This is a genomic window from Streptomyces sp. SX-6, from assembly GCF_059089585.1.
Genome location: NZ_JBTHHU010000004.1, coordinates 301170 through 323163 on the forward strand (window position 1 = coordinate 301170; position 21994 = coordinate 323163).

Genomic DNA, 21994 nt, shown 5'->3' on the forward strand with positions numbered 1-21994 from the left:
TCCCCCGTCATCAGTGCAGTCCGCATTCGGTCTTGGCCCGGCCGGCCCAGCGGCCGGCGCGCGCGTCCTCGCCCTCGAGCACCCGGCGGGTGCAGGGGGCGCAGCCGATGGACGCATATCCGTCCATCAGAAGGGGGTTGGTGAGCACCCCGTGCTCCGCGACGTAGGCGTCGACGTCGTCCTGTGTCCAGCGGGCGATCGGCGAGACCTTCACCTTGCGCCGCTTGGCGTCCCAGTCGACGACGGGGGTGTGCGCCCGGGTCGGGGACTCGTCGCGCCGCAGGCCCGTCGCCCAGGCGTCGTAGGAACGCAGGCCCTCCTCAAGGGGCTTGACCTTGCGCAGGGCGCAGCACAGGTCGGGGTCGCGGTCGTGCAGCCGCGGCCCGTGGGCGGCGTCCTGCTCGGCGACGGTCCGGGGCGGGGTGAGGGTGACGACCCGGACGTCCATCACGGCCGCGACGGCGTCGCGGGTGCCGATGGTCTCCGGGAAGTGGTAGCCGGTGTCCAGGAAGACGACGTCGACGCCGGGCAGGGCCTGCGAGGCGAGGTGCGCGACGACGGCGTCCTCCATGGAGGAGGTGACACAGAAGCGTTCGCCGAAGGTGCCGACGGCCCAGCGCAGGATCTCCGCCGCGGGGGCGTCCTCGAGCTCGCGGCCCGCCCGCTCGGCGAGCTGCTCAAGTCCGGTCATGGCCGTCCCCCTTGGCCAGGCCCCGGGCGAGGAGGCCCAGGAACTTCAGCTGGAAGGCCCGGTTGCAGGCCGCGCACTCCCAGGCGCCGTGGCCCTGCTCGTTCGGGCGCAGGTCCTCGTCGCCGCAGTAGGGGCAGAAGAACGGTGCGGCGCGCTCGCTCACGAGAGGTCCTCCTCGGCGGCCCGGCCCACCCACGCCGCGAACCGCTCGCCTTCGGTGCGCTGTTCGAGGTAGCGGCGCAGTACGCGCTCGATGTAGTCCGGCAGTTGCTCCGAGGTCACCTTCAGGCCCCTCACCTTGCGGCCGAACCCGGCCTGGAGGCCGAGTGCCCCGCCCAGGTGCACCTGGAACCCCTCGACCTGGTCGCCGTGGTCGTCCAGGACCAGCTGGCCCTTGAGGCCGATGTCCGCGACCTGGATACGGGCGCACGCGTTCGGGCAGCCGTTGAGGTTGACGGTGAGCGGCTCGTCGAACTCCGGCAGGCGGCGCTCCAGTTCGTCGATGAGCGACGCGCCGCGCGCCTTGGTCTCGACGATCGCCAGCTTGCAGAACTCGATGCCGGTGCAGGCCATCGTGCCGCGCCGGAAGGGGGACGGGGCCACGCGCAGGTCCAGTGCCTCGAGCCCGGAGACCAGCGAGGCGACGCGGTCGGCCGGCACGTCGAGGACGATCATCTTCTGCTCGGCCGTGGTGCGCAGCCGTCCCGAGCCGTGTTCCTCGGCCAGTTCGGCGATCTTGGTGAGGGTGGCGCCGTCGACCCGGCCCACGCGCGGCGCGAAGCCGACGTAGAAGCGGCCGTCGCGCTGACGGTGCACGCCGACGTGGTCGCGCCACCGCTCCACGGGCTGTTCGGGCGCCGGGCCGTCGGTGAGCGTACGGCCCAGGTACTCCTCCTCCAGCACCCGGCGGAACCTCTCCGCGCCCCAGTCGGCGACGAGGAACTTCAGCCGGGCGCGGTTGCGCAGCCGCCGGTATCCGTAGTCGCGGAAGATGCCGATGACCCCGCCGTAGACGTCGGGCACGTCCTCGAGCGGTACCCAGGCGCCCAGGCGGACGCCGATTCTCGGGTTGGTGGACAGGCCGCCGCCGACCCACAGGTCGAAGCCCGGGCCGTGTTCGGGGTGGTGCACGCCGACGAAGGCCACGTCGTTGATCTCGTGGACGACGTCCAGCAGCGGTGAGCCCGAGACGGCCGACTTGAACTTGCGCGGCAGATTGGAGAATTCCGGGGAGCCGATGAAGCGGCGGTGGATCTCCTCGATCGCCGGGGTGCCGTCGATGATCTCGTCCTCGGCGATGCCCGCGACGGGCGAGCCGAGGATGACCCGCGGGGTGTCCCCGCACGCCTCCGTCGTGGACAGGCCCACGGCCTCGAGCCGCCGCCAGATCTCGGGCACGTCCTCGATCCGGATCCAGTGGAACTGGATGTTCTGCCGGTCGGTGATGTCGGCCGTGCCGCGGGCGAACTCCTGGGAGACCTCGCCGATCACCCGCAGCTGCGCGGTCGTCAGCCGGCCGCCGTCGACGCGCACGCGGAGCATGAAGTACTCGTCGTCCAGCTCCTCCGGTGGCAGGACGGCGGTCTTGCCACCGTCGATGCCGGGCCTGCGCTGGGTGTACAGGCCCCACCAGCGCATACGCCCGCGCAGATCGCTGGGGTCGATCGAGTGGAAGCCGGTTTTGGAATAGATCGTCTCAATGCGTGTCCGCACATTGAGACCGTCGTCGTCCTTCTTGAACTGCTCGTTGGCGTTGAGCGGAGTGAAGTGGCCTGCGGCCCACTGGCCTTCGCCGCGATGGCGTCCGGTCCTGCGCCCGGTCGCGGCCGTGGGGGATTGAGGGGTGGCAGCCATGGCGGTGAAGTCCTATCGGATGTCCTGCTGCAGCCGAAAAATGGCCCACGAAGTCGCCGAGGCAGCCGGACGAGGCAGCCTGGCACCCTGATGACCTGCACAGATGCCGGATTCGGAGACGTGGTGCACTCACCCGTCCGCGACAGCGGGGACGGGGAGGGAAGTGCGGTGGTGCGCGGCGGTCAGCCCGCCGGACAGATGGCGCTGGACACGCGGACGAGATCGACGTGACGTCGACTCACCAAGGCAATTCCAGCTCGGGACATGACGGAAGCGTGGCACGGCGGTCTCGGGCCAGTCCACCACCTTCCGCAATGCGAGATACGCCGTCCCGCATTGCGGGACGGCGCATCGGGTACTCGTCAGGCGGCGGTGGCGTGCGCCCCGGGCCAGGGGCCGGGCACGGGGCGGGCCGGCTCGTCCTCGGTCTTCGTCCCGAAGACGTGGAATCCGCGCTTCTCGTAGTTCGGGATCGCGTGCGGCCCGTCCTTGGTGCAGGTGTGCAGCCACACCCGCTCGGTCGGCTCCATGCCGGGCCAGCGCTCGGCCATGTCCCAGGCCCGGGCGGTGCCGAACGACAGCAGGTACCCGCCGATACGGCGGCCCTGGAAGGAGGGGATCAGCCCGAAGTAGCAGATTTCGACCGTGCGTTCCGGCTGTGCCTCCAGCTCGATGTAACCGGCCGGAGTGCCGTGTTCGTACGCGACCCAGGTCTCCACCCCAGGCTTCCCGAGGAACGCCCGCCACTGCTCGTATGTCCACGGCAGCCGGTCGGTCCAGGAGATGTCACCGCCCACGGCGGTGTACAGGAACCGGCTGAATTCCGGCGAAGGCGTCTCGGCCCGGACGATCCGGATGCCGGCCTGAGGGGCGGGCTCGGGAGACGGCGCGAGGTCGGCCGGCGAGGTCATGTGGAGCGACCACGTGGTCACCGGTGTCGTCTTGTCGTTCATGAACCCCATCCGACCATGACCCGGCCGGGACGGCCATAGCCCTGTGGCCAGCGCTATCGCCCGGCTCGCCGGGATGAACGCACCGGTCGGCGACGGATACGGTTAGGCCGTGCAGGCAGCGAACGAACCACCGGGTCCGCGTTCCGGAAGACTCCACCGGGCCCGGGTCCTCTACCGGAATGTGTCGAAACGCCGGATGGCGTGGCTCCTCTTGAAGGACACCGTCAACTCGTGCATGGAATACCGGGTCACCGGCCTCGCCGGCGAGGCCGCCTTCTTCACGCTGTTGTCGCTGCCTCCGCTGCTGCTCGCCCTGGTCGGCCTGCTGGGCTACCTCGACGACTGGACGGGCACCGACACCATCGGCGCCCTCCAGCGCAACATCGTCAAGGCGTCCCAGGCCGTCCTGTCGAGCAAGGGCGTCGACGAGATCACCACACCCCTTCTGCATGACGTGCAGAAGGGGAGCCGGCGTCTGGACGTCGTCTCGGTCGGTTTCCTCATCGCCCTGTGGTCCGGCTCCCGGGCCGTCAACGTCTTCGTCGACACCATCACGATCATGTACGGGCTGGAGGGCAAGCGCGGCATCGTGCGCACGCGGCTGCTCGCCTTCCTCCTCTATCTGGTCGCCCTGGTCCTCGGGACGGTGGTGCTGCCCCTGCTGGTCGCCGGGCCGGGGGTCGTCGTCAGTGTCGTGCCCTGGAGCGGGGATGTGGTGTGGCTGTTGTACTGGCCCGTGGTCATCGTGCTCTCCATCGCGTTCCTCACGACGCTGTACCACGTGTCCGTGCCGGTCCGCTCGCCCTGGCAGGAGGACATCCCGGGCGCGCTCGTCGCCCTGGCGATGTGGGTGCTGGGCAGCTTCCTGCTGCGCGTCTATCTGATGCACACGATCGAGGGCCCCACCATCTACGGCTCGCTGGCCGCGCCCATCGCGGTGCTGCTGTGGATCGGTGTCTCGGCCTTCGCGGTGCTCGTGGGCGCGGCGGTCAACGCCGCGATAGACCGTGTGTGGCCGTCCGTCGCCACCGCCGCCGCGCGTGCCGAGGTCGACCGGCAGAAGGAGGCCGCCGCGGCGAAGGCGGCGGCCGAACGGGCCGCGCTGGCGCTGGTGCACGAGCTGGAGGACGACCCGGCCGAGTCCCCCGAGGACGACGGTGCCACGGGCCGGGACCGCGAGCCGCCCTCGGAGTTCCCCGAGCGGTGGGCACAGTTCCTGCCGCCGGAGGACGTGCGCTCGCGCCTGGCGCAGACGAAGCCCGAACCCAAGCACGCCAAGCACCGCCGAGACCAGCCGAGGGGCTGATATCGGCCAGCAGGGCGCCCCCGGAATGTGCCGGTGGGCGCCTTTCTGTGTTTCCGATGTGCCGCCAGGCGGCCGGAGTTGATGCTGGTTGATCGAGCTGTTGATTGTTTGTGTGCTCAAGTGCATGATCGTGGCCGGTTTTTGGGCTGCTGAGGCGCATGTTGTGTCGCCTAGCCTTTGACTCATGACCGACACACGTGGGTACATGACCGAAACCGATGACCTCACCGAGCTCGACTTCTCCCCGCTCGCGCCGGAGGAGGCCGAGGCGCTCGAGGACCGCGTCTACCTGCTCGGCGTGCACGCCGACGGTGTGCGAGCCCTGTAAGTACTCGAGTTGACGCACAGCGCAACCGAGGGTCCCGGGCTGTCCGCAGCCCCGGGACCCTCGCACGTCCGGACCGCCGCCGTCATCGACCCGGCGCTGCTGGGCATGCCGGTGCCGCGCCGCACGGTCCTGCCCGCCGGCGCGGACGCGGACGCCGTGCGGACGGCCCTGGCCGGCCTCGACCCGGAGCACAGGCTCGGCTCGGCCGACCCCCTCTTCCTGTCCGCTGCCCCCGTCGGCCGTCCCGGGCCGCGCGTGCTCTGGCTGGGACTGCCCGCCGACCGCGAGCCCGCCGACCACGGGTCCGCCGACGATGGGTCCGCCGATGTCCGGCATCGTGAACTCACCGCGCTGCTCGGCGAGCTGCCGCAGGCGGCGGAGGACCAGGTCCTCGCCGCGGTCCGCCTGCTCGCCCGGCTCGCGCCCGGCTCGCCCGTGACCCTCGCCGTCATGCCGCAGGTCACCGGCGAGGGCAGCGGCAGCGGCCTGGCGTACTCCCGCGACCCGGCCACCGGCACGCCGGGCCTCACCGGTACGTACCGCCCGGGCGGCACCGGCGAGCAACTGCTGGCCGCCGGCGGCGACGACCTCGCGACCGCCGCGGCCGGCCGGCCTTGGGGCGCGTCCCTCGCCCGGCTCGTGCGAGACGCCGAGAAGACGCTGCGACGGCCGGTGCGGGTGGAGTTCGCCGTCGAACGCGACAGCCTGTCCGTCCTCGCCGTCCGCCCCGCCGAACCCGCCCGGGCGGCGCTGCTCCGCGCCGTCGCCGCCGACGGCCGCGCGGGCCGCATCGGCGGACGGCAGGCGCTGGAGCGCGTCGGCCCGCAGGAGCTCGCCGCCGCCCTCGCCCCCGCCGTACGGCCCGACGGCACCCCGTCCGTGGCCGAGGGGCTCGGCGTCTCGCCCGGAGTGGCCGCGGGGATCGCGGTCTTCAGCAGCGCCGAGGCGGTGGCCGCACGCGAGGCGGGCCGCGAACCGGTGCTCGTGCTGCGCGAGTCGCGCCCGGAGGACCTGCCCGGACTGCTCGCCTCGGTGGCCGTCGTCACCGAACGCGGCGGACGCACCTCCCACGCCGCCGTGGTCACCCGCGGCCTGGGCCGCCCGTGCGTCACCGCGCTCGCCCACGCGGTCGTCGACGCCGGCGCCCGGCAACTGCGCGGCGCGGACGGCGACGTGATCACGGCGGGCGCCCCCCTCACGGTCGACGGCGGTACCGGGGCCGTGTACCGGGGCACCCACGCCCCGGCCGTCCCGGACGCCGGGCTCACCGCGGACGCCGACTGGCTGCTGGCACAGGCGGACCGGGTCCCGGGCCCGGCCCTGCGCGTCAACGCCGACTCGGCCGACGACGCCCTGCGCGGCCGGGCGGCGGGCGCCACGGGCGTCGGGCTGTGCCGCGTGGAGCACATGTTCCTCGGCGAGCGCCAGCCCCTGCTCGAGCGCGTCCTGCTGGCCGCGCCCGGAGCGGAGTCGGACGAAGCGCTCAGGACCGCCGGGGAGCTGCTGCGCGAGGAGTTCACGCGGCTGCTGGCGGCCATGGACGGCCTGCCCGTCGCCGTCCGTCTGCTCGACCCGCCCCGGCACGAATTCCTGCCCGACCTCGCGGACCTGACCGCGGACGCGGCGGTCGCCCGCGCCCTCGGCCGCCCGGAGGCGGAAGCCGAAGCGGAACGACTCGCCGCCGTCCGGGAATTGAGCGAGAAGAACCCGATGCTCGGCGTGCGCGGAGTGCGCCTCGGCATCCTGCTGCCCGAGCTCACCGCCGTACAGCTGCGCGCCCTGGACGAGGCCGCCGAGGCACTGCGGCGCGAAGGGGCCGACCCCCGGCCGGAAGTGCTGGTCCCCATGGTCGCCACCGCACGCGAACTGGACGTGGTCCGCGCGGTCATGGACGAGGTGCTCATGCCCACCGCGCCCCGTATGCCCCTCGGCGTCATGATCGAGACACCGCGCGCCGCGCTCGTGGCGGCCGAACTGGCCGCCCGCGCCGACTTCTTCTCGATCGGCACGAACGACCTCACCGCCCTGGTGTGGGGGCTGTCCAGGGACGACGCGGACCGTGAACTCCTGCCCCGCTACCGGTCGCTGGGCATCGTGGACGCCTCCCCGCTGGAGCGGTGGGACGACCGAGGTGTCGGCGAACTGGTCCGCCGCATGGTCTCCGACGCCCGGGCCGTCAAGCCCGGCCTGCCGATCGGGGTGTGCGGCGAGCACGCCACCGACGAGGCGGCCGTCCGCTCCCTGGCCCGGGCCGGCATCGACTACCTCTCGTGCGTCGCACCGCAGTTGCCCATGACGCGCCTCGCCCGGGCCCGCGCGGCACTGGACGACGCAGCAGACGACGCAGCATTGGACGATCGGATGAACCATGACTGAGCCCGCGGTCGAAGTGGACCGGCTGTCACGGACCTTCACCGCCGACGGCAAGCACATCGTCGCCCTGCGCGACGTCAGCTTCCGTCTCGACGAGGGCCGGATCCTGGGGCTGCTCGGCAGCAACGGCGCCGGCAAGACCACCCTGACCAAGATCCTCTCCACGCTGCTCCTGCCCACCTCGGGCACGGCCAGGGTCTTCGGCCTCGACGTCACCCGCCACGAACGCGAGGTGCGCCGCATGACCGGCGTCGTCTTCGGCGGGGACCGAGGCCTGTACGCGAAGCTCACCGGCCGCGACAACATGCGCTTCTTCGCGATGCTCGCCGGAGTGGGACGCCGCGGCCTGCGCGGGCGGGTGGAGGCCGCTCTCGAGGAGGTCGGCCTCGCCGACGCGGCCGGCCGCTCGGTGAACACCTACTCCAAGGGCATGCGCCAGCGCCTGCACATCGCCATCGGGATGATCGCCGAACCCCGTCTGCTGCTGCTGGACGAGCCGACCGTGGGCCTCGACCCGGTCGAGGCGGAGCGGTTGCGCGGCTCGGTCGCACGCCTGCGGGACAACGGCGTCTCCGTACTGCTGACCAGCCACTACCTCCTGGACATCGAGCGGCTGGCCGACCGGGTGCTGGTCCTCGCGGACGGCACGGTGGCGGCCGACCTCGCCGTCGCCGAGTTCGCCGGACTGGCCGGCTTCACGGCCACGGTGACGGTACGCGGCAAGGGGGCGGTCCCCGCGGCGGAGCGGTTCGCCTCGGACACCGTCGAGGTCGACGCCGTAACGGCCGACGCCGGACTGTGGACCGTACGGCTGCGGGTCCGCGACTGGGGCCACGACTCCTTCGGCTTGCTCGGACGGGCGATGGCCGGCTCGGACATCCTGGACGTGGACGTCGCGCCCCTGCGGCTCGAGGACGTCTACGCCCACGTCGCGGAGCGGCTCCGCGCCGGGGAGCGGATCAAGGCGGAGGCGACCGCGGGTGAATGAGCGTCTCGCGACCGCGTCATGGGCGGTCTGGGCCGCCCTGCGCACGGAACAACGCGCCATGCGGGGCAGCCCCCTCGTCGTCATCGGCTCCGCCGTGCAGCCCGCCGTCTTCCTGCTGGTCACCCTGGGCACCCGCGCCCCCGGACCCGGCGGCGCCACCCGGCTGGTCTCCGCGGTGATGCTCACCGCCATGTGGAGCTCCACGGTGTGGATGGCCGGCGGCGTCCTGCGCAGGGAGCGCACCTCCGGCACCCTGGCGCGCTGTGTCCTCGGCGTCCCGGGGCCAGGACTCGTCCTGCTGGGCAAGAGCCTCGGCGCCACCCTGTACAGCACGGCCGTCATCGTCGTCAGCACCGGCGCCTCCGCCGCCGTGCTGGGCGTCGGGATACGGCTCGACCGCCCCGGCTGGGTGCTGGCCGCCCTGCTCACCGCCATCGCCTCGGGCACCGCCCTGGGCATGCTGGTGGCCTGTCTGTTCCTCGTCACCGAACACGGGCTGGCCTGGTCCAGCGCGCTCATGTACCCGGTGTTCATCGCCGGCGGACTGCTCATCCCGCACGACGTCCTGCCGGTGTGGCTGCGCTGGGTGTCGGCGGGGGTGAGCCTGCGCTGGATCCACGAGTTCCTCACGGGAGCAGCACTCGGCGACGTCGACACGGGACGGCTCGGCGTCGCGCTCGCCCTCACCGCCGCCTACGCGGCCGTCGCGGTGTTCTCGCTGCGCCGCGCGGTCGGCCGGGCCCGCCGGAAGGGGACCCTTGACCTCGTCTGAGACGACTGCTGAGACGGCCGCTGGGACAACCGCGCGCCGTGCACAGGACGCACCGCTGCTGTGGCGGATGGCGGAGAGCGCGCGGCTGGGCTGGTACGAGTACCGCGCGGTCAACCCGCCGCTGATCACGCTCAGCGCCACCGTGCCCCGGGTGGTGCTGCAGACCCTCTTCTTCACCCTGCTGGGCGGCGTGGTCGCCGGGCCGGGCCACCGGCGGTACGTCTTCGTCGGGGCGCTGGCCCTCGGCATGGCGACCATGAACGTCGTCGGCATCGCCAACGTGCCGGTGACGGACAAGACGTCGGCGACGTTCTGGCGGCTGCGGACGGGCAGCCTGCACCCGGGGGCCGTCTTCCTGGCCCGGGCCGCGCCCTATCCGGTGGCCGGGCTGGCGGTGCTGGCCGTCAACCTCGCGGTGGTGGCCCCGCTCACCGGACAGACCCGGCTCGGCCTCGAACTGCTGCCGCTGCTGGGCCTGTACGCACTGATGTCGTGCACCCTGACCGCCTGCGGCCTGGTGGCCGGCAGCCTCGCCATCGGCCGGCGGGCGGAGGTGCTCTCCAACAACCTGCTGTCCTACGGGATCACCCTGTGCAGCGGGGCGTTCCTGCCCAACGGGCGGCTGGAGTGGGTGGACGCGGTCGGCAGCGTCCTGCCGCTGCACCACGGACTCCTCGCCGTGCGGGCCGCGTTGGAGGACCGGCCGTGGGCCGCCCACGCGGCCGCCGAGGCGGCGGTCGGCCTGGCCTGGGCGGTGGCCGCGGCGGCCGTGATCGCGATCCAGGTCCGCCGGGCGCACCGCCACGGCCACGACGACTTCGATTGACGTCCTCACCGGGCTGAAGCCCGGTGATTCCTTCCAGCCCCGCCGTTGTCGCGGTGGGGCTCTGGGATGGGTTCCTGTTTCATCGGCTGCTGCTCCCGCGTGGGGAGTCTGACGCGGCCTCCGCAGGCGTTTTGACGCTCCGCCTCCCGCCGCATCCCAGCGGCGAGTTTCCGTCCAGCGGCGCGTATGTTCATCTCGGCGTTCTCGTCCCGGTCGTGGACCGCGCCACAGGAGCAGGTCCAAGTGCGTATCCGCAGGCCGGCTTGTCCCTTGGGTCCTTCCAGGGCTCCGCAGCGGGAGCACAGCTGGGTGGAGGGGAACCACCGGTCGACCTTGACGAAGGTCCGCCCGTACCGTGCGCACTTGGCCTGCAGGGTGCGGACGAACATGCCCAGGGACTGATCATGGACGCTCTTGCCCCGCCTGCCGCGCCGTGTGCCCATGCCCTTCACGTTCAGGTCCTCCACGTACACGGCTTGGCTCTCGCGCGCGATACGGGAGGTGTGCTGATCGATGAAGTCGCGCCGCCGGTCGGCGACACGGGCATGGATCCTGGCGACAACACGCTGGGCTTTGCGCCGGTTGCTGCTTCCCTTCTCTTTGCGGGACAACTCGCGCTGCGCGCGGCGGAGTTTCTTCTCCGCGCGGCGCAGGAACTTGGGGGTGGCGACCTTCCGGCCGCGTAGCACCGCATAGGTCGCGAGGCCGAGGTCGATGCCGGTTTCGGTGTCGTCGAGATCGAGTTCCGCCAGCGGCTCGGAGCCGGTCTCGACAACGAAGCTGGCGAAGTACCGGCCGGCTGCATCCTTGATCACGGTCACGGACGAAGGTTCCGCCGGGAGTCCGCGGGACCAGCGGACCTCCACGTCCCCGATCTTCGGCAGGCGCAGCTTCCCACCCGCGGTGATGGCGAAGCGGGCGTTGCGGGTGAAGCGGACCGCCTGGCGGCTGGTCTTCTTCTTGAACTTCGGCGGCCCCGTCTTCGGTCCGGCACGCAGGCCCTTCTTCGAGGCGAAGAAGTTGCTGTAGGCCATCTCCAGATCCCGCAGGGACTGCTGAAGCACCACGGCGGACACCTCGCCAAGCCACGCCCGCTGCGGCGTCAGCTTCGCCTCGGTGATCACCTGCCGGGACAGCTCGCCTGCCTTCGGGCGCGGCAGCCCCTGCCGGAACGCGTCACGACGCAGGCGCAGCGCGTCGTTCCACACGACACGCGCGCACCCGAACGCCTGGGCGAGAGCCTGCTGTTGACCGGCGCTCGGGTACAGCCTGAACTGGTACCTGAGCTTCACGATCCCGCACACTATCGCGTTGGTTTATGGCCGAGTATCAGAACATCTGTACTGGCAGACACTGTGCTTTCCTGCTCCACGCGCACGTGGTTTTCGTGACGAAGTATCGGCACAAGGTTTGTCCAAGCTGGTCAACAGCCTCAAGGGCGTCAGCTCCCGCAGGTTGTGCCAGGAGTTCCCCGAGCTCGTCAAGCACTACTGGCGGGCACAACGCCTCTGGTCCGGCTCGTACTTCGCCGGGTCCGTCGGCGGTGCTCCGTTGTCGATGGTTCGCCAGTACATCGAGCAGCAGAACCGGCCCATCTGGCCGTCAGTCGTGGCAGCGGCCAACAGCGCGGGACCATGCACACAGCCGAGGCCAGAGCAGGACTCAGAATCGCTTCACCACCGGGCTAAAGCCCGGTGCACTGCGATTAGACCCGGTAGCCGGTCAGCCGGCCGGTCAGCGTGCGTCGATGCGCACGGTGCGCAGGCCGACCGGCGTGCCCGCCCCGGCGACGGCCGTCGCCACCGCGCGCGACGCCGGGTCGGCGACCTCGCCGAACCGCGTGTACAGCCCGTCGAGATGGCGGGCCGGGGCCAGCGTGACGAAGAACTGCGAACCGGTGCTGTCCTTGCCGGAGTTGGCCATGCCCACGAGGAACGGCCGGTCGAAGACCGCTCCTTCCGGCAGCTCCTCCGGGATCCGGTAGCCGGGCCCGCCCCGGCCGTCGCCCGCGCGGTCGCCGCCCTGGATCAGGAAGCCGGGGATCCGCCGGTGGAAGACGGTGCCGTCGTAGAAGCCGCCGGTGCCGTCCTTGCCGGTGTGCGGGTCGGTCCACCGGCGCGTACCGCGGGCGAGCGAGACGAAGTTGTCGACCGCGTACGGGGCCTCGTCCGGCAGCAGGCGCAGCTCGATGTCGCCGAGCTCCGTGACCAGGGTCGCCGTCGCCCGCTCGTAGCGGTGCAGGGTCAGGGGGAAGGGCCGCCGGAACACCGGGCGCCGCAGCCGTACGGGCACCTCCGCGCCCGGGGCACCGTCGGCCGCCAACTCCTCCTCCCTGAGCGCGCTGCCGCAGCCGACGGCGCCGGGGCGTCCCTCCCGCAGGGTCGGCCGGGACCAGACCGCGCCGTCGCCGGGGATCGTGCCCCCCTCCAGTACAGCGGCTGTGCCGAGCCACACCGGGTCGTGCCGGTGCAGGGCCGCGTCCCGGTGCCGCTGCCGGCGGCGGCGGACCTCGGGGGAGGCGTGGCGGGCCAGGGTGTCCAGGTCGCCCGCCGCCTGGGCGTCGAGCACCGCGAGCAGGTCGTCGGTGTCGCAGTACTTGTCGAACAGCGAGCCGTTGTTGTGCTGGAGCGTGAAGCACTGGTCGACGAAGACGGACAGGGGCAGTTCGCGGCGTACGTAGCGGCGCAGCACCGCGGCCACCGGCGCCCATGCCTCGCCGCCGTACTCGGCGCCCGGGCCGGAGAAGGCCTGGGCGGCGAGGTCCAGGGCGCGCGCGGAGCCGAGTGCGGAGCGCACGCGCGGCCAGGCGACCCGGCTGTCGCCGTCCGTCACATCGCGCAGGAACGCCGCGAGCGGCTTGGGCACGGTGTGGGGGCGGACCCGTTCGTAGTGGCCGAGTTCGGCCCCGATGATCAGGTCGAGCTGTCCGGCGAACTCCCGGGCGAGCTGCGGCAGCCACTGGGCCAGCCGCCGGGACGCCGTCTCGTCCCCGGCCGCGGCGAGCCACTCCATCAGATAGAAGTCGGCGGCCAGCGAGGACGCGTCCACGTGGTCCACGTACCAGCGGGGGCTGTGCCGGGAGATCTCCGCCGCCATGGCGGACAAGGCATCCTGACGGTCCGTCAGGCCGGTGAGGTGGCGCCGCCAGTGGCGCTCGGCCACCGCGTACAGGCGGGGGTAGCGCCAGGCCGTGCCCAGGACGTCGGCGCCGTCGCGGTGCGCCGGGTGCACCGTGCGCACCAGGTGTCCCGCGGTCAGCTCGACCAGGATCTTCGTCAGCACGGCCCGCAGCCGGCGGGCGTACGGTGTGGCGCCGGGCAGCCGGGCGGCGATCAGCGAGGACAGGTGGTCCGGGCCGGGGAACTCCTTCAGCAGGGCCCAGCCGAGCAGCGTCAGCACCCCGTCCGCCAGGATCGGCCCGGTGAACCTGCGGCAGTCGAGGTACGCGCCCGCCAGCCGGTCGCCGTCGGTGAGGAATCCGGTCGCCGGGGGATGGGGCGCCAGGGGCACGAGGTACAGCCGCAGCGTGAGCGGGTCGCCGGGGACGCCGAGCGCGGCCCGCAGCGGGCCGTCGGTCTCCTCGAGTTGGAGCAGCCGCTCCAGGTCCGCGACGGCACGGGTCCGTACGGGCTCGAGCTCCGCCAGCGCCTCGCGCAGCCGCGGGCCCGCGGCGTCCATGGCCCCGGCGATCCACCCGGTGCCCTCGCGGAGTCCGGGGCCCTCGACCCGGCCGGCCATCGCGGCGGCGTCCGGTACCTTGGCGATCCAGCTCGGGAGCGTGGCGAGACCGCCCTTGCGCCACACCTTGATGCCGTCCCGGAACCGCGCGACGGCCGGCTCGGGCGGGCGCGGCAGCGCACTGGCCTCCCAGGCGAAGCGGCCCATCAACTCGCGTTGCAGGGCGAGGAAGACGTCGAGGTTGTCACTGCGTTCATGGACGACCGCCGAGGCGGCGGCGCGCTTCACGGGGGTCATCGGAGCTCCACCAGGCCGGACGACACGAGCTGTTCGATCAGGTGACGGCACCGCTTGGGGCCGAGCGTGGCGTACGCCGGGTCGGTGTCCCGCAGCGCCGCGGCCCGGGCCGTCACGGTGTCGGCCGTCACCCCGTCGCACAGCGCCCAGACCAGCGCCGCGCCGGCACGCAGCCGGACCCGGCGCCGGGCGGGCAGGGCCAGGACGACCCCGTCGTCGTACGCGCGGACGCCGAAGCCGGGGGAGCGGTGCAGCGGACCGGAACCGGCTTGCCAGGAAGGCCAGTTCTCCAGAGGGACGCCGTGCCAGCCCAGAGTGGCGGCGACGGCGAGACAGCTCTGGGTGAAGGCCGCCACCGCGTCCGTGCCGCCGCCGGCCGCCGGGTCGAGGGGGTCGTGGCGCAGCAGGTGCCGGAAGTCCTCGTGGGGGAAGCCGGGCGGGGCCGAGCGCGCCAGCTGACGCCAGGCCCACTTCCGCCCGGCGTAGAGGTCGCCGCAGGCCGCCGCCACGGCCTTCGCCGCCAGCAGCAGCGCGGTACGGGCCGACGCCACCGCGGCGTCGGGGTCGTCGCCGGTGAGCCCGGCGACGTCCTCCAGCTCGTAGTGGGCCGCGGTGAGCCAGTGGGTGATCATCGCGCGCCGCAGCCGCCCTGCGCCCGTGTCCAGGCGCCCGGCCAGGGCGGCCAGCGTGCCGTCGTCGGTGACGACCTCCCCGCACCGGAGCCGGACGACGAGCTCGAGATCCCGCTGCGGGACGACCGTGCCCCCCTCGCTGGGGAACACGGCGCCGGTGACCTGTGCGACGGCCGCCCCGAGGACGTCGGCGGACAGGTGCTGGACGTCGAAACGCGTACGGTCCAGGGCGAGTTGGCGCCGCGTGCGCGGGGTGGCGGAGCCGGGGTCCACGAGGTACACGTCGATGTCGCTGGTGTGGTTGCCGAGCCCCGCGGTGATGCTCCCGGCGAGGAACGACGCGCCGGCCCCGGTGCTGCCGGACAGCTGACGGGTGACGCGCCGCGCCAGCGGCAGGCGTGCGTGTTCCGTGGAGTTCACCATCCGGGGTTCTCCGGCAGGGCGAGCGAGAGGTACTTCCCGTCCTCGGAGACCATGACGCCGGAGCGGCAGCACCGGTCGAGGAACGCGGTGACCGCCTCGACGGGCACGTCGTGGCCGTCCCGCGCCAGCGCCTCCCGCACCCGGGCGGCGCTGCGCGGGGCGTCGCCGCACGCCTCGTAGGCCGGGGCCCGCCACCCGTCCAGCACGGCGCGCCGCGGCTCGCCCGCACGGCTGTCGATGAGCGTCAGACGCCCGGGGAGCCGTTGGTAGATCAGCTTCGGCGGCTTCCCCTCCTTCCAGCGCAGCTTCCACCGGGCGGCCTCCTCGGACAACTGCCGGAAGGCATCGTCGGATCCGATGTCCGCGACCGTGTAGTCGAAGAAGTAGGCGATCTTCGCGTGGTCGATGTGGCCGGGGTAGATGTGCCGGTAGCTGCTGCGGGGCCGGATGTCCGAGACGGGGAACGAACTGTCCGTGAAATACGGGCTGAAACGCTCCAGCCAGATACGGCCCGCCCCGCCCGGGGGCTCGAGGTGGTGCAGCAGCGGCATCAGCTCGATCTGCTCGCGGTAGTTGTCGTCACTCTCGCCCGGGAAGCCGGTCAGCAGGTTCCAGGCCACCTGGATGCCGTAGTAGCGCGCCCACTTGAGCAGACGGATGTTCAGCAGCCTGTTCGCACCCTTGCGCATCAGGCCGAGGACGTGCGTGCTGAGGCTCTCGATGCCGGGCTGGATGCGCAGGATCCCCGCGTCGCGCAGAGCGGCCAACTGCTCGCGGTCGAGGTTCGCCTTGACCTCGAAGAAGATGTTGATGTCCCAGTGCCGTCGGCCCAGTTCGGCGACGAGCGAGGACAGATACTTCATGTCGAGGATGTTGTCGACGGCCTCGACGTGCACCGACGGGTAGTCCCGCAGCAGTGCGGACAGCTCGTCCAGCGCACGGTCGGGGCTCTTCGACCGGTACGCCATGCCCAGCGCGTTGAGCCCGCAGAACGTGCAGTGGTGCTTGGCGCCCCACCAGCAGCCACGGGACAGCTCGACGGGCAGCTTGACCGGCTCGTTCCCCAACACGGCTGCACGGCCGTGCCGTTCGATGGCCTCGAAGTACGCGCGGTAGTCGGGGTGGGGCAGCCGGTCGAGGGCCTGCGGCCGTACCGAGTCCGCCGCCGCGGGGGATGCGGCCGCGGGGGATGCGGTGGTGCGGCTCCGCACGCCGGGAATGGGACGGCCGGATCCCTCGGCTATCGCGTGCAGCAGCCGGGGGAAGGCGATGTCGCCCTCGCCCGTGACCGTGTGGTCGATCCAGGGAAGTCCGCGGAGATACTCGGCGCCCATCTCACCGTCGAAGTTGGCGCCGCCGTAGACGAGGACGAGCCCGGGGTGGCGTTCCTTCAGGAGCCGCCCGAGCGCGAGCGAGGCGGTGTTCTGGAGGAACGTCGAGGAGAAGCCGACGACGTCGTACGCCCCCCAGTCGACGCTCGCCGCATACTCGTCGAGCCATTTCGGGAGCATCTCCCGCCGAAAAACGGTCAGTTCGCCCAGATCCTTGCCGGTGAGCTTCGACCAGGTTCCGGCGACTTCCGGGTATTCGGCGAAGTATTCCTCCTCGGACGTGATGTCACCGAAGGCGGCATAGGAGAACAGCCACTCGCCCAGCAGATGCAGACGCTCCGCCTGCACATCCGAGAGCCCGTCGTAGACATCGCGCCCGAGCAGCGCGCCGAGCGAGACGTTCGGATAGTGGACATCGCAGACGTGTCCGGCGTCCCGCGCTATCGCCTGGAGCAACCCGCACTGGATGGACGGTGCATCGACCCTGGCCCACGGCATATTGACCAGAGCCACCTTCAAGGCGCGGGCCGGAGGCGAATCCAGTTGCTGCCCCTCGGACGGCAACTGCTGGATCAAGGGCAGTAATTCGGGCATTCTCATACCTTCCCGCCGGGCCGCGCACATGATGATCGCGCCTTGATCGTACGTGCGCGAACCCGAATGCAGCAGGGGTTTCCGGCCTTGGCAGGGCACCGTCCGCGGACGTATCATCCGCCGGGTGCGCCTTACCAAGTACACGCATTCCTGCGTCCGTTTGGAGCAAGAAGGCGGCGGAACGCTCGTCATCGACCCGGGCATCTGGAGCGAGCCGCGCGCCCTGCACGGTGCCGACGCGGTGCTCGTGACCCACGAACACGTAGACCACATCGACGTGTTGCGCCTCGCCGGACTCGGCATCCCCGTGTACGCGCCGAAAGGCGCGGACATCGCACGGTGCGAGGTCACCGAGGTCGAGTCCGGCCAGGAGTTCACCGCCGCCGGATTCCGTATCACGGCACACGGCGGTGAACACGCCCGTATCTACGGGAACCTGCCGGACTGCCCCAATCTCGGCTACCTCGTCGAGGACAGCCTCTACCACCCCGGGGATTCGCTCCACGTTCCCGGCCGCCCGGTGGAAACCCTGCTCGTGCCCCTCCAGGCCTCCTGGATGCGCACGGGCGAGGCCATCGACTTCGTCCGCGCCGTGCGACCGGAGCGGGCCTTCGGCATTCACGACGCGCAGATCAACCACCGGGGGCGGGCCAGCGTGAACGGCTGGATCGAGGAGGAGACGGACACCGACTACCGCTGGCTCGCGCCCTGTTCCGAGGCCTGACGGAAAACCGTTCGCGCTACGGCGACGAGAAGCCTAGAGTCGCTCGCAAGCAAGGTTCGACACAGGAGGTGAGAACGGGATGACTGCCGTCACGGCGGGCGCCGCCCGCACTCGGAAGCCGGAATTCACGCTCTCCCTCCTGAAGGACCATTACCTTGTCCGAGCAGCTCACTGCTGCGTACCCGCTCTCCCGCTACGGCTGGGACGAGGGGTTCGCTGACAGCTTCTCCGCACACACCGCCGAGGGCTTCGTGCCCGGGCGGATCGTCCGCGTCGACCGCGGGCGCTGCGACGTCGCCGTCGCCGAGGCCGGCACCGTACGGATCGTGCAGGCCGACACGTCGTACGTCACCACCGGCGATCCACTGGCCATCATGTGCACCGGCGACTGGGCGGCCGTCGATCCCGCCGCCCGCCAGGTACGGGCGCTGCTGCCGCGGCGCACGGCCTTCGTGCGCTCCACGTCCTCCAAGCGGTCCGACGGGCAGATCCTCGCGGCCAACGTCGACCGTGCCGTGGTCGCCGTCTCCCTCGCCGTCGATCTCGACCTCGGCCGGGTCGAACGGTTCCTCGCCCTCGCCTGGGAGTCCGGTGCCGAGCCGGTGGTCGTCCTCACCAAGGCCGACCTCGTGTCCGGGCCCGGGGTCCTCGGCCACCTCGTCGCCGACACGGAGGTCGTGGCACCGGGTGTCCAGGTCCTCGCGGTCAGCGCGGAGACCGGCGAGGGCGTCGACGTCCTCGCCGCGGTGCTCGCCGGCGGCACGAGCGTGCTGCTCGGGCAGTCCGGCGCGGGCAAGTCCACGCTCGCGAACACGCTCGTCGGCGCGGACGTCCAGGACGCCCCCCCCGCCCGCGACCGCGACGGCAAGGGCCGTCACACCACGACCACGCGCAACCTGCTGCTCCTGCCCGGCGGGGGCGTCCTGATCGACACTCCGGGCCTGCGGGGCGTGGGCCTCTGGGACGCGGAGGGCGGCGTCGCCCGTACGTTCACCGAGATCGACGCCCTTGCCGAGGGCTGCCGCTTCCACGACTGCGCGCATGAGGGTGAGCCGGGCTGCGCGGTCCTCGCGGCGGTCGCCGCCGGTGCGTTGCCGGAGCGGCGCCTGGACAGCTATCGGAAGCTGATCCGCGAGAACCAGCACATCGCCGCCCGGACGGATGCGAGGCTCCGGGCGGAGATGCGGAGGGAGTGGAAGCGGAAGCAGGCGGTCGGGCAGGAGATGGCGGCGCGCAAGCGGGGCGGCGGGCGTTAGGGCTTGTGCCCCGGTCCCGCCCTCTCGCCGTCTCCTGGGGCTGCGCCCCAGACCCCGCCTTGTCGCGGCTTCGCCGCGTTGCGGGGTCCGGGGGCTTGCCCCCGGAGGAAACGGTGAAAGGGCGGGACCGGGGCACCCTCCCCCCACGGCCACGTCCGATTTCCGCCAGCCCCACCCCCTCGCACCCCGCAAACTGGAAGACGTGACCACCCAAGACGACCGCCGCTACCACGCAGTCCGCAGCCGCGACTCCCGCTTCGACGGCGAATTCTTCTTCGCCGTCGCGACCACCGGCATCTACTGCCGGCCGAGCTGCCCGGCCGTGACGCCCAAGCGCGCGAACGTCCACTTCTACCCGTCCGCCGCCGCCGCGCAAGGCGCCGGGTTCCGGGCCTGCCGCCGCTGCCGCCCGGACGCGGCCCCCGGCTCCGCGGAGTGGAACGTACGGGCCGACCTGGTCGGCCGCGCCATGCGGATGATCGGCGACGGCATCGTCGACCGCGAGGGCGTCACTGGCCTCGCCACCCGCCTCGGCTACAGCGCCCGCCAAGTGCACCGCCAGCTCACCGAGGAACTCGGCGCCGGACCCATCGCCCTGGCCCGGGCCCAGCGGGCCCACACCGCGCGTGTCCTGCTGCAGACCACGGACCTGCCGGTCACCGAGACCGCCTTCGCGGCGGGATTCGCGAGCGTACGGCAGTTCAACGACACGGTCCGCGACATCTACGCCTGCACCCCCAGCGCCCTGCGCGACCGCGCACCTCGTCGTGTCACCGGCACCGGCACCGGCACCGCCGCCGGGATCCCGCTGCGCCTCGCCCACCGCGGCCCGTACGCCGCCCGCGAGGTCTTCGACTTCCTCGGCCGGCGGGCCATCGCGGGCATCGAGGAGATGACCGGAACCCCCGGCCGCCGGGTGTACCGCCGCACCCTGCTCCTTCCGTACGGCACCGGCGTGGCCGAGATCCACGAACGCCACGCCACCGGCCCCCGGCACGGCGACTGGCTCGACTGCCGGCTCCACCTCGGCGACCTGCGCGACCTGTCCACGGCCGTCCAGCGCATCCGAAGACTCTTCGACCTCGACGCCGACCCGCACGCCGTCGACGAACACCTGGGCGCCGACCCACGGCTGCGGCCCCTCGTCGCCGCCCGGCCCGGACTCCGGTCGCCGGGCGCCGCGGACGGCACCGAACTGGCCGTACGGGCCGTGCTCGGCCAGCAGGTGACCGTGGCCGCCGCCGCCCGCCTCGCGGGCGCGCTGGTCGCCGCGTACGGCAAGCCCCTGCCGGCCCCCGACGGTGGGCTCACCCACGTCTTCCCCGAGCCCGGCACGCTCGCCGACGCCGCGCTCGACGAACTCGGCATGCCGGACGCCCGCCGCCATACCCTGCGCACGGTCGCCGCCGCGCTCGCGGACGGCGCCGTCCGGCTCGGCCCCGGTGCGGACCGGGACGACACCGAGCGCGCGCTGCTCGCCCTGCGTGGCATCGGCCCCTGGACCGCCGGCTACATCCGGATGCGGGCGCTCGGCGACCCGGACGTCTTCCTCCCCGGCGACGCCGGGGCCCGGCACGGGCTCGCCGCGCTCGGCGCGGGACCCGACGCCGCCGCGCACTGGCGGCCATGGCGCTCGTACGCCCTGCACCACTTGTGGAACCACGGACAGAAGTAAGAAGTAAGGACGGACGACGATGCTGTACACCGAGATCGACAGCCCCCTCGGACTGCTGCTGCTCACCGGCGTGCCCTCGGCCACCGCCCCCGGTGGCACGGCACTCGCCTCGCTGTCCGTGCCGGGACAGAAGAACGCCCCGGCGATCGGACCGGACGACCGGCGCGAGCCGACGGCCTTCGCGGAGGCCGAGCGGCAGCTCGCCGCCTACTTCGCGGGGGAGGCCAAGGAGTTCGCGCTCGAATTCGCCGTCCAGGGGACGGATTTCCGGCGCGCGGTATGGGACGCGCTGGACTCCGTCCCGTACGGCGCGACCACCAGCTACGGCGAACTGGCCGCCCGCGTCGGCGCATCCCGCGCCGCGGTGCGGGCGGTCGGCGGCGCGGTGGGGGCCAACCCGTTGCTGGTCGTACGGCCGTGCCACCGGGTGATCGGGGCGGACGGCTCGCTCACGGGGTACGCGGGCGGGCTGGAGCGCAAGCGGAAGCTGCTGGCGCTGGAGGGGTCGCTGAATTCCAGCCCGTCCGGCGCTTGAGGACCAACGGCCGCGGCCTCACGCCCCGGCCGGGCCGGAATGCCGCACGCGCCACCCCCGTTCCGCCGCCGCCCACCCCAACTGCAACCGCGTCGTCACACCCGCCAGCTCCATCAACCGTCTGACCCGCCGCTGCACGGTCCGCAGGCCCAGCCCCAGCTGCTTCGCGGCACTCGCATCCGTCAGCCCGGCCAGCAGCAGCGACAGGAGAGCCAGATCCGTGGCGTCCGGCGCGGCAGCAACAGCGGCAGCGGCGGCGGGATCCGGGCGGGCGTCGGCCCGAAGTGGCTGGCCCGCGCGCCAGACCTGCTCGAAGAGGTCCAGCAGGGAGTCCAGCAGTAAACCGGCACCCACGACCAGCGCCGCAGGCTCCGTACCCGACGCCAGTGCCAGCAGCGCCACATGACGGTCGGCGACGCACAGCCCGGCGGGCACCCGGTCGACGACCCGGAGGCGGGCCGGATCCGCCAGGCCCTCCGTGCGCTCGGCCGCCGCGCGTTCCACGACGTACCGGCCGGGCGGCACCCCGCCCTCCGTGTCGAGAACGGCGTCCCAGACCCCCGGCGTCAACAACGCGCACACTTCGTCGACCGCTTCCCGCCGTAGCCGTGACAACCGTCGGGTGACGGCCTCCGCCCCGGTCACCACCTCCAACGGCCCGTGCCCGGCGAGCCCTCCGGCACCGCCCGTACCCGTTCTCGCCTGCGCCGTCTCCCTGACAACGGCCGGATCTATGACACCGGGCACGTGAACACCAC

At 72.4% G+C, this 21994-nt stretch carries 20 protein-coding genes and 1 pseudogene; 11 read left to right on the forward strand and 10 right to left on the reverse strand.

Annotation, left to right across the window (positions count from 1 at the left end; genetic code table 11):
* Nucleotides 1-10 precede the first annotated feature (10 nt).
* From ACV530_RS07270 to ACV530_RS07290, 5 genes are all read right to left on the reverse strand, one after another.
* Nucleotides 11-691: a phosphoadenylyl-sulfate reductase gene (locus ACV530_RS07270; protein ID WP_494331438.1), complete on the reverse strand. Its 681-nt coding sequence runs from the start codon at nt 689-691 to the stop codon at nt 11-13.
* The gene (locus tag ACV530_RS07275) at nt 678-854 is read right to left on the reverse strand and encodes a hypothetical protein (protein ID WP_494331439.1); all 177 of its coding nucleotides are present in this window, start codon (nt 852-854) and stop codon (nt 678-680) included. The genes ACV530_RS07270 and ACV530_RS07275 overlap by 14 nt, the downstream gene beginning before the upstream one ends.
* Nucleotides 851-2545: a nitrite/sulfite reductase gene (locus tag ACV530_RS07280; RefSeq protein WP_494331440.1), complete on the reverse strand. Its 1695-nt coding sequence runs from the start codon at nt 2543-2545 to the stop codon at nt 851-853. The genes ACV530_RS07275 and ACV530_RS07280 overlap by 4 nt, the downstream gene beginning before the upstream one ends.
* 182 nt (nt 2546-2727) lie before the next feature.
* Nucleotides 2728-2811 carry a putative leader peptide gene (locus ACV530_RS07285; RefSeq protein WP_312000843.1) on the reverse strand — a complete coding sequence of 28 codons (84 nt, stop codon included), beginning with the start codon at nt 2809-2811 and terminating at the stop codon, nt 2728-2730.
* Nucleotides 2812-2907: 96 nt separating this feature from the next.
* Nucleotides 2908-3498, reverse strand: coding sequence for a GNAT family N-acetyltransferase (locus ACV530_RS07290; RefSeq protein ID WP_494331441.1), 591 nt, complete (start codon nt 3496-3498; stop codon nt 2908-2910).
* Nucleotides 3499-3607: 109 nt separating this feature from the next.
* Between ACV530_RS07290 and ACV530_RS07295 the strand changes: the two genes are divergently transcribed.
* From ACV530_RS07295 to ACV530_RS07320, 6 genes are all read left to right on the forward strand, one after another.
* The gene (locus tag ACV530_RS07295; RefSeq protein ID WP_494331442.1) at nt 3608-4804 is read left to right on the forward strand and encodes a YihY/virulence factor BrkB family protein; all 1197 of its coding nucleotides are present in this window, start codon (nt 3608-3610) and stop codon (nt 4802-4804) included.
* A gap of 184 nt (nt 4805-4988) precedes the next feature.
* On the forward strand, nt 4989-5132 hold the full coding sequence (locus tag ACV530_RS07300) for a hypothetical protein (RefSeq protein WP_494331443.1): 144 nt from the start codon (nt 4989-4991) through the stop codon (nt 5130-5132).
* A 9-nt stretch (nt 5133-5141) separates the two neighbouring features.
* Nucleotides 5142-7508: a putative PEP-binding protein gene (locus tag ACV530_RS07305; RefSeq protein WP_494331444.1), complete on the forward strand. Its 2367-nt coding sequence runs from the start codon at nt 5142-5144 to the stop codon at nt 7506-7508.
* Nucleotides 7501-8493: an ABC transporter ATP-binding protein gene (locus ACV530_RS07310; RefSeq protein ID WP_494331445.1), complete on the forward strand. Its 993-nt coding sequence runs from the start codon at nt 7501-7503 to the stop codon at nt 8491-8493. Before ACV530_RS07305 ends, ACV530_RS07310 begins: the two co-directional genes overlap by 8 nt.
* Nucleotides 8486-9265 (forward strand): ABC transporter permease, encoded by a 780-nt coding sequence (locus ACV530_RS07315; RefSeq protein ID WP_494331446.1) that lies wholly within the window; start codon nt 8486-8488, stop codon nt 9263-9265. The genes ACV530_RS07310 and ACV530_RS07315 overlap by 8 nt, the downstream gene beginning before the upstream one ends.
* Nucleotides 9252-10091, forward strand: coding sequence for an ABC transporter permease (locus ACV530_RS07320; RefSeq protein WP_494331447.1), 840 nt, complete (start codon nt 9252-9254; stop codon nt 10089-10091). Before ACV530_RS07315 ends, ACV530_RS07320 begins: the two co-directional genes overlap by 14 nt.
* 5 nt (nt 10092-10096) lie before the next feature.
* Here ACV530_RS07320 and ACV530_RS07325 read toward each other — a convergent pair whose 3' ends face one another.
* Nucleotides 10097-11383: an RNA-guided endonuclease InsQ/TnpB family protein gene (locus tag ACV530_RS07325; RefSeq protein ID WP_494331448.1), complete on the reverse strand. Its 1287-nt coding sequence runs from the start codon at nt 11381-11383 to the stop codon at nt 10097-10099.
* A gap of 26 nt (nt 11384-11409) precedes the next feature.
* On the opposite strand from ACV530_RS07325, the pseudogene tnpA reads away from it, so the two are divergent.
* Nucleotides 11410-11684: pseudogene (tnpA, locus tag ACV530_RS07330) on the forward strand (IS200/IS605 family transposase); the annotation flags it as partial.
* Between the two features lie 141 nt (nt 11685-11825).
* On the opposite strand, the gene ACV530_RS07335 reads toward tnpA, so the two are convergent.
* Genes ACV530_RS07335 through ACV530_RS07345 form a run of 3 tightly spaced genes read right to left on the reverse strand, consistent with a single transcriptional unit; the run spans nt 11826 to nt 17046 of the window.
* Nucleotides 11826-14066 carry a peptidylprolyl isomerase gene (locus ACV530_RS07335; RefSeq protein ID WP_494331449.1) on the reverse strand — a complete coding sequence of 747 codons (2241 nt, stop codon included), beginning with the start codon at nt 14064-14066 and terminating at the stop codon, nt 11826-11828.
* Nucleotides 14063-15121: a hypothetical protein gene (locus tag ACV530_RS07340; RefSeq protein WP_494331450.1), complete on the reverse strand. Its 1059-nt coding sequence runs from the start codon at nt 15119-15121 to the stop codon at nt 14063-14065. Before ACV530_RS07340 ends, ACV530_RS07335 begins: the two co-directional genes overlap by 4 nt.
* Nucleotides 15115-17046, reverse strand: a complete 1932-nt coding sequence (locus tag ACV530_RS07345; RefSeq protein WP_494331451.1) for a RiPP maturation radical SAM C-methyltransferase — start codon at nt 17044-17046, stop codon at nt 15115-15117. Before ACV530_RS07345 ends, ACV530_RS07340 begins: the two co-directional genes overlap by 7 nt.
* A 124-nt stretch (nt 17047-17170) precedes the next feature.
* On the opposite strand from ACV530_RS07345, the gene ACV530_RS07350 reads away from it, so the two are divergent.
* The 4 genes from ACV530_RS07350 (at nt 17171) to ACV530_RS07365 (ending at nt 21236) form a co-directional block, all read left to right on the forward strand.
* Entirely contained in the window at nt 17171-17770 is a 600-nt protein-coding gene (locus ACV530_RS07350) for an MBL fold metallo-hydrolase (protein WP_494331452.1), read from the forward strand.
* 149 nt (nt 17771-17919) lie between these two features.
* Complete coding sequence (gene rsgA / locus ACV530_RS07355) at nt 17920-19026, forward strand: ribosome small subunit-dependent GTPase A (RefSeq protein ID WP_494331487.1); 1107 nt, start codon at nt 17920-17922, stop codon at nt 19024-19026.
* Between the two features lie 202 nt (nt 19027-19228).
* Complete coding sequence (locus tag ACV530_RS07360; protein ID WP_494331453.1) at nt 19229-20701, forward strand: DNA-3-methyladenine glycosylase 2 family protein; 1473 nt, start codon at nt 19229-19231, stop codon at nt 20699-20701.
* A gap of 19 nt (nt 20702-20720) precedes the next feature.
* Nucleotides 20721-21236 carry a methylated-DNA--[protein]-cysteine S-methyltransferase gene (locus ACV530_RS07365; RefSeq protein ID WP_494331454.1) on the forward strand — a complete coding sequence of 172 codons (516 nt, stop codon included), beginning with the start codon at nt 20721-20723 and terminating at the stop codon, nt 21234-21236.
* An 18-nt stretch (nt 21237-21254) separates the two neighbouring features.
* On the opposite strand, the gene ACV530_RS07370 is transcribed toward ACV530_RS07365, so the two are convergent.
* Complete coding sequence (locus ACV530_RS07370) at nt 21255-21983, reverse strand: hypothetical protein (RefSeq protein ID WP_494331455.1); 729 nt, start codon at nt 21981-21983, stop codon at nt 21255-21257.
* Nucleotides 21984-21994: the final 11 nt, after the last annotated feature.